Genomic DNA, 12,435 nt, shown 5'->3' on the forward strand with positions numbered 1-12,435 from the left:
GTCATTCATCACGCGGGTATCGATTTGGGTTCCTATGCGCATTGCTTATTTCATCAATCAGTATCCGAAAGTCAGCCACAGTTTCATTCGACGGGAAATCCTGGCTCTGGAGCGCCAGGGCATGGAGATTCAACGCATCGCTCTACGGGGGTGGGACGCGGAGCTTCAGGATGCCGAGGACCTGTCAGAGCGCGACAAGACCCTGTATGTGCTCAAGGACGGTCTCAAGGGCTTGCTCGCGCCGATGTTGCAGGTGCTGCGTGCCCAACCCCGGCGTTTCATGTCGGCCCTGGGGCTGGCGCTACGTCATGGGCGACGTGCAGACCGGCCCTGGCCGTACCATTTGGTCTACCTGGCCGAGGCCTGCCGCGTGGTGCAGTGGCTGCAAGCGTTTGGCGCCGAGCACGTGCACGCGCACTTCGGCACCAACTCCACCGAGGTAGTGATGCTGGCCAACGCCCTGGGTGGGCCGGCCTACAGCTTTACCGTGCACGGGCCGGAAGAGTTCGACAAACCGCAGTTTCTGCATGTGGGTGAAAAGGTCCGCCGTGCCGCGTTTGTCGCGGCGGTGAGTTCCTATGGCCGCAGCCAGCTGTATCGCTGGGTGGCGCATGAGCACTGGGCGAAGGTGAAAGTGGTGCATTGCGGCCTGGAGCGTTCGTTCCACGAGGTGGCGACGGTCAGTGCGCCTTCAGTGCCACGGCTGGTATGTGTCGGGCGCCTGTGTGAACAAAAGGGGCAACTGCTGTTGTTGGAGGCGGCAAGGCTACTGGCGGAGCGCTCGGTACCCTTTGAGGTGGTGTTGGCCGGTGATGGTGAAATGCGCCCGCAAATCGAAGCCTTCATTGCCCGCCATGGATTGCAGGGGCAGGTGCGTATCACCGGCTGGATCAGCAGTGCGCAGGTACGTGAAGAAATCCTTGCTGCTCGTGCGTTGGTATTGCCCAGTTTCGCCGAGGGGTTGCCGGTGGTGATCATGGAGGCAATGGCGTTGCGCAGACCGGTATTGACCACCTATGTGGCGGGCATCCCCGAGTTGGTCCGCCAGGGTGAGAATGGCTGGTTGTTCCCGGCAGGCGCCGTGGACGAATTGGCGGCCGCCATGGCCGATTGCCTGGCGCAACCTGCCGAAGTGATGCAGCGTATGGGTGAAGCAGCGTATGACCGAGTGTTACAGCGCCATGATATCGACACCGAGGCGGCCAAGCTGGCGCGTTACTTCAGGGCCTGCGCATGAGTACCTTGCTGGCATGGTTGTTGGGCGCGATTGCACTGCTGCTGATGCTGCCGGTGGTGGTGCTGTTTGCACAGGTGCTGTCGGCTTGCTTGCCAGCGTGTGCGTTGCCCCGGTCTTGCGGAGCGCGCCCGCGCGTGGCGGTGCTGGTGCCGGCACACAACGAATCGCCGGTGATCCGCGCTACGCTGGCCAGCATTCGCCCGCAATTGCTTGAGGGCGATCGGCTGCTGGTAGTGGCGGACAACTGCACCGATGATACGGCGGCCCTGGCGCGTTCCGCTGGCGCGGAGGTGGTCGAGCGCCAACATGGGCAGTTGCGCGGCAAAGGGTATGCGTTGGACTTTGGCGTGCGCCATCTGCAGGGCGATGCACCGCAGGTGCTGATCATCATCGACGCTGATTGCCAGGTGGCCGAGGGTGCCATCGACCGCCTGGCTGGAAGCTGCGCTACGCTCGGTCGTCCGGTGCAGGCGCTTTACCTGATGCGTGCGCCGGCGGGGGCGGGGTTGAAGGTGCAGGTCGCTGAATTTGCCTGGCGGGTGAAGAACCTGGTGCGTCCTCGGGGCTGGACCCGACTGGGGCTGCCTTGCCAGCTCATGGGGGCCGGAATGGCGCTACCCTGGCATGATCTGTCCCTGGTCGACCTCGCCAACGGGCACCTGGTCGAAGACTTGAAGCTGGGGCTGGATTTCTGCCAGCGGGGCAAACCGCCTGTATTCTGTGCCGATGCGTTGGTCACCAGCGTGTTTCCGAGCAGTCAGGAAGGCTTGAGTACCCAGCGAACCCGTTGGGAGCACGGACATCTGGGGGTATTACTGGCGGACGCCCCCAAGCGGGTGGCGGCTGCGTTCAGGCAACGCAACGGTGCGCTACTGGCCATGGCCCTGGACTTGATGGTCCCGCCGCTAGCCTTGTTGACGCTTGTCTGGGCTGCGTTGTTCGTCGTCTCCTGGCTGGCCGGTCTGCTGTCAGGTATCTGGGGGCCGGCGGTGATCGCCAGCGTCGCGATGGTACTGCTGGTGGTGGCGGTGTTGCTCGCCTGGTGGCGTTTTTCGCGGGAACTGATCTCGTTCTCCGTGCTGCTTTACGCGCCATTCTATGCAGCCAGAAAGATCCCGTTGTACCTGGGGTTTCTGATCAAGCGCCAGGTCGACTGGGTGCGCTCGAAGAGGGATGACAGCTGATGGGCAAGCAGACCTGGCAACAGCGCTGGAGCACCATTTTGGGGAAGCTTCGGGTAGTTCGCGATCCGGCCGACGAACAACAGGTACTGGCAGCGCTGGTGGTGCCTCAGGCCCCCACCGTACTGGGCTTCGTCAACGCACATGCGATGAATCTGGTCGTGGGTAACGCGCAGTACTGCGCTGCGTTGTCGGGGGCGGACGTGCTGTTGCGTGACGGCGCGGGCATGTCGATTCTCTACCGCCAGTTGGGTCTGGACCCAGGCCTGAACATGAACGGTACCGACTTCATCCCCAAATTGCTGCAGGCGTTCAAGGGAAGGCGTGTAGCGTTCTGGGGTACCGAGGAACCCTTCCTGGGCCAGGCAGTGACACATTGTACGGCGGTGTACGGTGTTGAGCCTGTTTCGGTTCACCACGGTTTTGCCGACGTCGACACTTACCTTGCGCTAGCGCGCGAACTGAGCCCGGAGCTGATCGTATTGGGCATGGGCATGCCCAAGCAGGAGGCGCTTGCCGCACGCCTGGCCGATGGCGCAGCGCCTTGTCTGATCGTGTGCGGCGGGGCCATCCTGGACTTTCTGGGTGGCAAGGTCACACGGGCACCGCGGTGGGTACGCCGCCTGGGCGGCGAATGGGCGTTTCGCTTGCTCAGGGAACCCAAGCGTCTGTTCGTCCGCTACGTGCTGGGCAACCCAATGTTTTTGCTGCGCACCTTGTTGCTCACCCGGCGGGGCGTGTGAACCCGACAAAAGCGAGGGCAGGGGGGCAATGCGAGCACGCAGGTGGCACTGCGCTGCTACAGTTGAATGAAACCGCCTCGTTGGCGGGCGTGCGGTGGGGGCTTTCATTGGGCGTTGGGCTTTCGGGTACTGAAAGCGGCTGTTGCGCACATTGAAATTGATGGAAAGACGTTTGCTACGCTCACATAGATGAGGTCGGAGAATGGTTTTCGAACCCAGAAGCAGTCGTTCCTTACTCCAGCGCAGAAGCAGCGTCAGCAACGCCATTCAGGCTGGCCTCGACGGGATAGCCGTGACCGGTATCGCCTGGTACCTGATCTACATCCAGTTCGGCTTCATCACGTCCGACTACGTCATCATGTTGCTCCTGCTGATCGGTGCATTGGCCGTGGTCTACGACCACTACGCCATCTACCGCAGCAATGCCAAGCTCACCATCAAGGCCTTCAGGCTGTTCAAAGCCTGGTCGGTCACGTTCTGCTTCCTCGTGGTCATGGCGTTCCTGACCAAGCAGAGCGAAACCTACTCGCGCTTGCTGGTGGGCAAGCTGTTCATCATTGGTTACTTCGCCCAGTTGTTCCTGCACATTGCCGTGTGCGAAGTGCAGAAGCGCTTCATGACTCATGGGCTGGACAATGCCCTGATCATCGGCACAGGGGAGCTGGCCAACTTCCTCCATCAGAAGATCAGCAACAACCCCTGGCTTGGCGAACGAGTGGTGGGCTGTGTGCTGATGGAAACGGAGCAGGACAACGGCAAGGACGGCGTCGACAGCAAACAGCGCTTACCGGTGCTCGGGCATATTAGCCAGTTGGATGAAATCGTGACGCGTCATGGTGTGCGTACGGTTTACCTGGTCACGTCGCTGGGCGGGTCGGAAGTCATCAGCGAGGTGTATCTGAAATTGCTCGACAAGTGCATCGCCGTCAACTGGGTGCCGGATATCTTCTCGCTGCGCCTGATCAACCACAGTGTGCGTGAAATTGCCGGAATTCCGGTTTTGACGTTGTCTGAAACACCGTTGACGGGGATGAGCCTGTTCTTGAAGAACCTCGAGGACAGGGTTCTGGCAGCATTGATCCTGCTGTGCGCATCCCCGGTATTGCTGGCGGTTGCCGCAGCCATCAAGCTCGACAGCCCTGGGCCTGTATTCTTCCGCCAGGAGCGCACGGGCTGGACCGGCGAGTCGTTCCGCATCTGGAAGTTCAGGAGCATGCATGTCCACCAGCCGGAAAGTGGCGTGGTCAAGCAGGCGCAGAAGAACGACCCGCGCCTGACCCGAGTGGGGGCGTTCATTCGCCGCACGAGCCTCGATGAATTGCCCCAACTGTTCAATGTGCTGACGGGCGAGATGTCATTGGTAGGGCCGCGTCCGCATGCCCTGCAACACGATTCGCTGTATTCCCAGGACATCGTCGATTACTTCGCGCGCCACAACATCAAGCCGGGCATGACCGGTTTGGCGCAGGTGCGTGGGTTCCGGGGGGAAACCAAAGACATCGAGCAGATGATCCAGCGTGTGGACTCTGACATCGAGTACATCAACAACTGGTCGTTGTGGCTGGACTTCGTGATTCTGGTGCGAACGCTGAATGCCTTTACAGGGAAGCATGCCTACTGAAGAGTTGGCCGGGCACGAGGGTGCCACGGTTGCTGGCAAGGCAGTTGTTGCGGATTGTCACGGGCCAGAACCAGGGGCGGCCCGCTGGCTTGCCGTGACCTGCCTGAGAGCCGGCAGCGGAACGATGCGGGGCGCATTCTGCGTAACGCAAGAAGTGGTCGGGAAAAGGCTCTCGGAGTTGATACGCTAAATCAATTGTGGCACTGGTGATCGGTGGCGACTGAAACGCCGCCTGCTCGCCATCGTTGTCGCTTGCAAGCGGCCCCCCGCTCGCCGACAAGTAAACAACTAGCGCGAGAGCGAAGGGGCCCAAGGTTTTGCGTTTGCCCATCAGATTGGCCTTTGGTCAGGTAACCTGAGGTATTGGATCTGAAGCCCAGAAAGCTGACTACTGGCATATTTACCAGGTATAGCGAAGAAAATTCCTCAATCCTGTACATGCAGAGGGTGGAGCGTACGGAACCCTTGGGCTTCCTCCACAAGCCAGTCATGCACCGCCCGTGCCCCAGGCTGGCTGAGACCTCCCGGTGGGTAATGCAGCACATAGCGCTTGTGGTTGGCGATCGGCACACCGAACGGCACGATCAGCGCACCGCGTTCCAGTTCATCGTTGAGCAGGGTTCGCCTCGCGATGGCCACCCCAATGCCAGCAATTGCCGCTTCGATGGTCAGGTGGTTGCGGTTGAATGTATGGCCGCGGCGCACATCCAGTCCGCCAGCACCGATGCCGTCCAGATAGAACTCCCACTCGGCATATTCCGAACTGCCGCGCCAGGCGGTGATGTCGTGCAGCAGCGGGTAGTGCACCAGGTCCGCCGGCCCGTGCAGCGGTGGGCGCCCTCGCAGCAGCGCGGGTGAGCAGACCGGGAATATCTGCTCGTCCAGCAAGGGCGTCGACAGCATGCCAGGGTAGCTGCCGTCGTTCAGGTCGATGGCCAGGTCGAAGTCGTCCGGATTCAAGGCCTGGGCGCTGTCCTCGGCCACCAGGCGCAGTTCGATATCCGGGTAGCGCTGCTGGAAGCGCGGCAGGCGAGGGGTCAGCCACTTGGCCAGGAACGAAGGAATCGAGCGCACGCGCAAGGTGCCACGAATCTCCCCTGCGTCCAGGCGCAGCAACTCGGCCTCGATGCTGCCATAAGCTTCGGCCACGGTCTGGGCCAGACGCTGCCCCTCGGCGCTCAGTTCCACCCCCCGTGCTCGGCGCAGGAACAACTGGTAGCCGAGGCGCTCTTCAAGCTGGCGCATCTGCTGGCTGACGGCACCAGGGGTGATATGCAGCTCCTGGGCGCAGCGGGTGAATGACAGGTGTCGGGCTGCACAGGAAAATACGTGCAGCCAGACAAACATCTGGCCATTGAGTTGTCGTCGCATCGTTTAGTTTCGCTAAAGCCTTGCTTAGAAAGTTTCGTTGGTCATCCGAAGGTATGCGCGGCAGTATCGCGCAACATCGTATCAACGTTCAATTTTTCCGGAGGTCCGTGCATCGGCGCGTCAAGCCGGCACGGTCAGGCATTAGCATGGCTATCAGTGTTTTCGACCTATTCAAAATCGGCATCGGCCCGTCCAGCTCCCACACCGTAGGCCCGATGCGGGCGGCGGCAACCTTTGCCCAGGCCCTGCGTGAGCAAGGCCTGCTGACGCAGGTTCGAAGGGTGGAAGTGCGCCTTTACGGTTCGCTGTCGGCTACGGGCGTGGGCCATGCCACCGACCGTGCGTGCCTGCTTGGCCTGATGGGCCAATGGCCGGACCGTATCGACCCGGCTACGATCGAGCCGCGTATCGGGCAGTTGATGCAGGAGCAATGCCTGATGCTCGATGGCAGCTACCCGCTGGTGTTCCAATACACTCGCGACATGCTGTTGCTGGACGAGAGTCTGCCCTATCACCCCAATGCCATGACCCTGGAAGCGCAGGGTGAACAAGGTCTGTTGTTCAGTCAGACCTACTATTCGATTGGCGGCGGCTTCATCGTTGAACAGGGCGAGATCGATGCACCGCAAGACAGCGCCGATGGCGTGACCTTGCCCTACGAGTTCTCCAGTGCCGAACAGCTGCTGGCCTTGTGCAAGGCCCATGGCCTGAGTGTCAGCCAGTTGATGATGGCCAACGAGCGCGCCTGGCGTTCCGAGGAGGACGTGCGCCAGGGCCTGTTGGGTATCTGGTCGGCCATGCGTGAGTGTGTCGACAACGGCCTGCGCAATGAAGGGATCCTGCCCGGTGGGTTGAAAGTGAAGCGCCGCGCCGCACGCCTGCACCGCAGTTTGCAGGAGCTGGGCAAGCCCAACGTCATTGGCTCGACCTTGAGTGCCATGGAGTGGGTGAACCTGTTTGCCCTGGCGGTAAACGAAGAGAATGCCGCGGGCGGGCGCATGGTCACCGCACCCACCAACGGTGCGGCGGGGATCATCCCAGCAGTGCTGCACTACTACATGAAGTTCAACGCCGAAGCCTGCGACGATGACGTAGTGGCGTTTCTGCTGGCTGCAGCCGCAGTTGGCATCCTGTGCAAGAAGAACGCGTCGATCTCGGGGGCCGAGGTTGGCTGTCAGGGGGAGGTGGGCTCGGCGTGCTCGATGGCTGCTGCCGGCCTTGCCGAGGTGCTTGGCGCCACACCGCCGCAGCTGGAGAACGCTGCCGAGATTGCCCTGGAGCACAATCTGGGTCTGACCTGCGACCCAGTCGGCGGATTGGTCCAGGTGCCTTGCATCGAGCGCAACGCGATTGCTGCCGTCAAGGCGATCAATGCCGTGCAGATGGCTCTGCGTGGCGATGGCGAGCACTTCATCTCGCTCGACCGGGTGATCCGCACCATGCGTGACACCGGCGCCGACATGCATGCCAACTACAAGGAAACTTCGCGCGGTGGCTTGGCGGTCGCGTTCGTCGAGTGTTGAGAGGTTTTCGCCGGCAGGCTGTGCTACCGGCGAAAACCATCAGGCTACAGGCCTTGCAGCAAGTTGATCGCGTTCCTCAGGCGCTGCGCCGGCTGCTGCTGTTCCTGGTGGGTGACATCCGGTGCCTTGCGCACCCGCCCGTGCTGATCGACCCAATGGCCATTGCTGAAGTAGCGGTAGCTGGCCGTGCCGTTGTTCCATTGGGCATCGACCAGCCCATGTAGATGGAACGTCTGCGCGATCTGACTGAGCGGGCCGCTGGGGCTGCCATCAAGGCTGAGGACGATCGACGGCGCGCCGGCCGGGGTGAACTGGAGCTCGCTGTAGTCACCCCAGACGTGGGCATTGAACACCTGTACCGGGTAGGTGGCCTGCGATGCCTGAGCCCTGCCGCTGACTTTCTTGGTCACGGTATTGACCAGCAGGTCGAGGGTCAGGGTTGGTGCCCCGAGCAAACCGTTGCTGACATTCAGGCGGGTATGGAACAGTCCGATTGCCATGGTGCGTCTCCTTGTCTGCTCAGGCTTTCTTGGCGGCCTTGGCGGCCGGGGTCTTGGTCGATGCGATGGCCTGGTCGAGGGCCTTGCCCACGGCACTGCCGGCCAGTTGCTTGAGCTGTCCACCGTCGCCGTTGGCGATGACCGCCTCCAGCGTCGCCTTGTGCAGCTCGGTTTGCAGGTCGACATTGGCCAGTTGCTGGATGCGCTGGGCCTCCAGCACCACCGGCACATTGTCCACGCTCACCCAGCGTTGCCCATTGAAGTATTCGAAGTCAGCCACGCCGCGTTGCCAGTTTTCTTCGAGCAGCGCCCTGAGCTTGAATTGCACCGGTGAGTTGGCATGCGGCCCACCCTGGTTACCCTGGACGGTGAGCAGGATCTTGCCTTCGCTCGGTGGCTGCACCGTCAGGTAGCTGTAGCTGCCCCACACCTCCTCATGCACATCCAGCGGTGGGTTGGTGGTTTGCGAGATCTGCGCCGTGCCATTCACGGTGCGGTCAGGGGTGTAGACCAGCAGGTCCAGTTGCAGGCGCGGTGCGCCGGGTGCGTTGTTACCGATTTGGTAGGACACCGGGAACAGCCCTACCGAGGGTGCGAGCAGTGCTTCAGACATGATTGCCTCCGTTGCATTCGATGAATGAGATACCGATACACGGCTGCACGGCGGGCGGGCGTAGAAAGGCGGGAAGAAGAGGGAATCGGGCGAGGGAATATGTGCCCGGAGCGAGCGGCTGTTGTCAGCCTGCTTGTGCAGCCATCCCTGGTCTGCTGTGCCGCCTGCCTGGCAGCCCGCTTGAGTAAAGCAGGACGGCCGGGCAGAGATGGCCTTTTTGCATGATCTCCGACGAGTGGTGGATGAGCCTGGCCAAGGGACACACCTCTGGTTGGCCAGTGGTCTCGTGTTGCGGCGCTGAACTTTCCTACAATGCCTCAGGAGTGCGCCGACTACCCATACCTGGTCAGTATTGGAAAACTATGCCCGTGACGGATATGGTTTGGAGACCATTCATGGAAGTTCTAAAGCGCAAGGAATTCGCGCGTTGGCAAGTGACGCACAAGTTGACTGACAGCATGTTGTGCCAAGCGGTGGACGAGATGCGCAAGGGCTTGGTGGATGCCAGCCTGGGTGGTGAGCTGTACAAGAAGCGTGTCGCCGGGTGTGGCGTTGGCAAGCGGGGTGGTTATCGAACTTTGCTCTCGGTTCGTGTTGGCAGTCGGTACGTGTTTCTGCATGGGTTCGCCAAAAGCGACAAGGCCAACATTACGGCGGAAGAACAAAAGGCGCTGCAGTTCGCGGGCAAGGTGTTTCTCAAGCTGTGTCCCGTGTCACTTAGACGAGCATTGCGAGCGGGTGTGTTGATGGAGGTCTGCTGTGAGCAGCAAAATTGTAGAATCGTTGCGTGAGGACCTGGCAGCTCTTCACGATGCAGGGGCCGTGAGCAAGGTTACGCTCCGGGATTTTGAAATGCTTTGCCCAGCGCCGGTGAGGAACTTCAGTGCGCTGGATATACGCCGTTTGAGAGAGGCCCTGAACTTCAGCCAGTCAGTGTTCGCCCTGCACCTGCATACAAGTGCATCGACCGTGCGCAAATGGGAGCAAGGTGAGACGCGACCGGCAGGGCCGGCTTTGAAGTTACTGAACGTCATCGCAGTCAAAGGGTTGCAAGCTATTCTTTAGATACTTGATGTTGTTTCGAGGTTTTCTTGAAAATATCTTATAAATCAATGTTTTGATGATTGTTCATGATGTTGTTTATAGATTTTGGCCCGTCGCAACAACGGCGTATCACGACGGGCACCGTACCCCTCGGCTAACCCAAAGCCTCTCGCAACCTGTACCACAACATCCCCAGCGCCAGCAGTGGCGAACGCAGCGCCTTGCCGCCTGGGAAGGTGAGGTGTGGCACCGCGCTGAACACATCCAGGCCCTGGCTATGGCCAACCGCGATGCCTTCGGCCAGCAACTTCGCTGTCCAGTGGGTCACGTTCAGCCCGTGCCCAGAATAGCCTTGGGCGTAGAACACGTTGGGGTGCTGGCTCAGCCGCCCCACCTGGGGGAAACGGTTGGCGGTGATGCCGATCATGCCGCCCCACTGGTAGTCGATGCGCACATCCGCCAGTTGCGGGAATACCTTGAGCACCTTCGGTCGCATGTAGGCGCTGATGTCCTTGGGGTCGCGCCCGGAGTAGTGGCAGGCTCCGCCGAACAGCAGGCGGCGGTCGGCGGTGAGGCGGTAGTAGTCCAGGCCGACTTTCTGGTCGCACAGCGCCATGTTCTGCGGGATCAGCTGGCTGGCGACGGCTTCCGGTAACGGTTCAGTCGCCACCACATAGCTGCCGGCCGGTAGTACCTTGCCGCTCAGGCGCGGTTCCAGTTCATCGAGGTGGGCATTGCAGCCAAGCACCAGGCTGTGTGCCCGGACCTTGCCGCGGGCAGTGTGCAGGGTCACGGTAGGGCCATGCTCGATGCGCAGCACCGGGCTTTGCTCGAAGATGCGCACGCCCAGGCCATGGGCCACACGTGCCTCGCCCTGGACCAGATCGAGTGGGTGCAGGTGGCCTGAGCCCATGTCGACCAGGCCGCCGGCATACTGATCGCTGGCGACGATCTCGCGAATTCGCTCGGGCCCGACCAGGCGGGTTTCATGGCGATAGCCGAGGGCGGCGAGGTCTTCTTGTTCCTCCTTGAAGGCAGCGAACTGCGCGGGGGTATTGGCCAGTTCGCAGAAGCCCCAGCGCAGGTCACAGGCAATGGCGTATTGCTCGATGCGGCGAGCCACCAAAGCCACCGACTCGATGCCTGCCTGCTGCAGGTAACGCACGCCGTCCTGGCCGACGTAGCGGGCAAAGCCGCTGACGTCATGGCCAATGCCACGGATCAGTTGGCCGCCGTTACGCCCGCTGGCGCCCCAGCCAATCCGGCGGCCCTCCAGCAGCACCACCGAGAGTCCGCGCTCTGCCAGTTCCAGCGCGGTGTTGACCCCGGTCAGGCCGCCGCCGACCACGCACACGTCGGCGCTGAGTTCGCCGTCGAGGCTTGGGTAGTGCGTGGCGTCGCGCGCCGTGGCGGCGTAGTACGACGCGGTATGTTGGGTATCGAAAGGCATGGCGCGTTCTCGGCTCAGCGGTTGGACTTGATCTTGCTCCAGGAGCGGGTCATCACACGCATGATCTTCGGGCTTGGCGTGCTGGACACATAAAGTTTGTCGAGCACCTCCTGTGGCGGGTAGACCTCGGGGTTGTTGACCAGTGACTCGTCCATGTAGGCCTTGGCTTCAGGGTTGGCGTTGGCGTAGCCGACCGTAGCGCTGACCTTGGCGATCACTTGCGGGTCGAGCAGGTAGTTGATGAAAGCCAGGGCCTGTTCCGGGTTGTTGGCGTCCTTGGGAATGGCCAGCAGGTCGAACCACAGGTTGCTGCCTTCTTTGGGGATGCTGTAGGCGACTTTGACGCCGTTCTTGGCTTCGACGGCGCGGTTGGCGGCCTGGAAGACGTCGCCGGAGTAGCCAAAGGCCACGCAGACGTCGCCATTGGCCAGGTCGGAAACGTACTTGGATGAATGGAAGTAGGTGATGTAGGGGCGCAGTTCCAGCAACAGGGCTTCGGCCTTTTCGTAGTCTTTCGGGTTTTCGCTGCGCGGGTCCATGCCCAGGTAGTTGAGCACGGCCGGGAACAACTCATCTGGCGAGTCCATGAACGCCACGCCACATTGCTTGAGCTTCTTCAGGTTCTCGGGGTCGAACAGCACGGCCCAGGAGTCGACTTTGTCGATGCCGAGCGCAGCCTTGACCTTGTCGACGTTGTAGCCGATGCCGTTGGTGCCCCACAGATACGGTACCGCGTACTGGTTGCCGGGGTCGTTCTGCTCAAGCTGTTTGAGCAGTTTGGGGTCCAAGTGTTTGAAATTAGGCAATTTGCTGCGATCAAGCGGCAGGAAAGCGCCGGCTTTGGCCTGGCGTGCGAGGAAGTGGTTCGAGGGCACCACCACGTCATAGCCGGTGCGGCCTGCCAGCAGCTTGCCTTCGAGGGTTTCGTTGGAGTCGAAGACGTCATAGACCACCTTGACGCCACTGCTGGCCTGGAAGTCTGCAAGGGTGGTGTCGCCGATGTAGTCGGTCCAGTTGTACACGCTGACGGTGGGCTGGGCCTGGGCGGCCGCTGCGAACAGCAGGGTGAATGCTGCGGGGATCAGGGACTGCAAATGACGCATCTCGACACCTCGTTGGTCTTTTTCTTGGGTTCGGTGTGTTGGGGCGCAG

Annotated in this window: 12 protein-coding genes; 7 read left to right on the forward strand and 5 right to left on the reverse strand. The window is 61.3% G+C overall.

The features are described from left to right. Positions 1 to 34: 34 nt before the first annotated feature. The 4 genes from PspTeo4_RS07085 to PspTeo4_RS07100 all read left to right on the forward strand — a co-directional run bounded on the left by PspTeo4_RS07085 (position 35) and on the right by PspTeo4_RS07100 (position 4,782). A complete protein-coding gene (locus tag PspTeo4_RS07085; protein WP_322362995.1) occupies positions 35 to 1,237 on the forward strand; it encodes a glycosyltransferase family 4 protein in 1,203 nt (400 codons plus the stop codon). Beyond that, on the forward strand, positions 1,234 to 2,421 hold the full coding sequence (locus tag PspTeo4_RS07090) for a glycosyltransferase family 2 protein (RefSeq protein ID WP_322362996.1): 1,188 nt from the start codon (positions 1,234 to 1,236) through the stop codon (positions 2,419 to 2,421). Before PspTeo4_RS07085 ends, PspTeo4_RS07090 begins: the two co-directional genes overlap by 4 nt. Next, a complete protein-coding gene (locus PspTeo4_RS07095; RefSeq protein ID WP_322362997.1) occupies positions 2,421 to 3,161 on the forward strand; it encodes a WecB/TagA/CpsF family glycosyltransferase in 741 nt (246 codons plus the stop codon). The genes PspTeo4_RS07090 and PspTeo4_RS07095 overlap by 1 nt, the downstream gene beginning before the upstream one ends. Before the next feature lie 202 nt (positions 3,162 to 3,363). Next, a complete protein-coding gene (locus PspTeo4_RS07100) occupies positions 3,364 to 4,782 on the forward strand; it encodes an undecaprenyl-phosphate glucose phosphotransferase (protein WP_322362998.1) in 1,419 nt (472 codons plus the stop codon). Positions 4,783 to 5,208: 426 nt separating this feature from the next. On the opposite strand, the gene PspTeo4_RS07105 is transcribed toward PspTeo4_RS07100, so the two are convergent. Beyond that, positions 5,209 to 6,153: a LysR substrate-binding domain-containing protein gene (locus PspTeo4_RS07105; protein WP_322362999.1), complete on the reverse strand. Its 945-nt coding sequence runs from the start codon at positions 6,151 to 6,153 to the stop codon at positions 5,209 to 5,211. A gap of 146 nt (positions 6,154 to 6,299) precedes the next feature. On the opposite strand from PspTeo4_RS07105, the gene PspTeo4_RS07110 reads away from it, so the two are divergent. After that, positions 6,300 to 7,676 (forward strand): L-serine ammonia-lyase, encoded by a 1,377-nt coding sequence (locus PspTeo4_RS07110; protein WP_322363000.1) that lies wholly within the window; start codon positions 6,300 to 6,302, stop codon positions 7,674 to 7,676. A gap of 44 nt (positions 7,677 to 7,720) precedes the next feature. On the opposite strand, the gene PspTeo4_RS07115 is transcribed toward PspTeo4_RS07110, so the two are convergent. Next, positions 7,721 to 8,176, reverse strand: coding sequence for a DUF1842 domain-containing protein (locus PspTeo4_RS07115; protein ID WP_322363001.1), 456 nt, complete (start codon positions 8,174 to 8,176; stop codon positions 7,721 to 7,723). Between the two features lie 19 nt (positions 8,177 to 8,195). Then, positions 8,196 to 8,789 (reverse strand): DUF1842 domain-containing protein, encoded by a 594-nt coding sequence (locus PspTeo4_RS07120; protein WP_322363002.1) that lies wholly within the window; start codon positions 8,787 to 8,789, stop codon positions 8,196 to 8,198. Positions 8,790 to 9,184: 395 nt separating this feature from the next. On the opposite strand from PspTeo4_RS07120, the gene PspTeo4_RS07125 reads away from it, so the two are divergent. Together PspTeo4_RS07125 and PspTeo4_RS07130 are read left to right on the forward strand one after the other, a co-directional pair. Further along, entirely contained in the window at positions 9,185 to 9,580 is a 396-nt protein-coding gene (locus PspTeo4_RS07125) for a type II toxin-antitoxin system RelE/ParE family toxin (protein WP_322363003.1), read from the forward strand. Beyond that, positions 9,549 to 9,854, forward strand: coding sequence for a DNA-binding transcriptional regulator (locus tag PspTeo4_RS07130; protein ID WP_322363004.1), 306 nt, complete (start codon positions 9,549 to 9,551; stop codon positions 9,852 to 9,854). The genes PspTeo4_RS07125 and PspTeo4_RS07130 overlap by 32 nt, the downstream gene beginning before the upstream one ends. Before the next feature lie 133 nt (positions 9,855 to 9,987). On the opposite strand, the gene PspTeo4_RS07135 is transcribed toward PspTeo4_RS07130, so the two are convergent. Both PspTeo4_RS07135 and PspTeo4_RS07140 read right to left on the reverse strand, forming a co-directional pair. Further along, the gene (locus PspTeo4_RS07135; protein ID WP_322363005.1) at positions 9,988 to 11,283 is read right to left on the reverse strand and encodes an FAD-binding oxidoreductase; all 1,296 of its coding nucleotides are present in this window, start codon (positions 11,281 to 11,283) and stop codon (positions 9,988 to 9,990) included. A gap of 14 nt (positions 11,284 to 11,297) precedes the next feature. Beyond that, a complete protein-coding gene (locus PspTeo4_RS07140) occupies positions 11,298 to 12,386 on the reverse strand; it encodes a polyamine ABC transporter substrate-binding protein (RefSeq protein ID WP_322363006.1) in 1,089 nt (362 codons plus the stop codon). Positions 12,387 to 12,435 lie beyond the last annotated feature (49 nt).

The sequence above is a fragment of the Pseudomonas sp. Teo4 genome, from assembly GCF_034387475.1.
In the GTDB taxonomy this organism is placed as follows: Bacteria; Pseudomonadota; Gammaproteobacteria; order Pseudomonadales; family Pseudomonadaceae; genus Aquipseudomonas.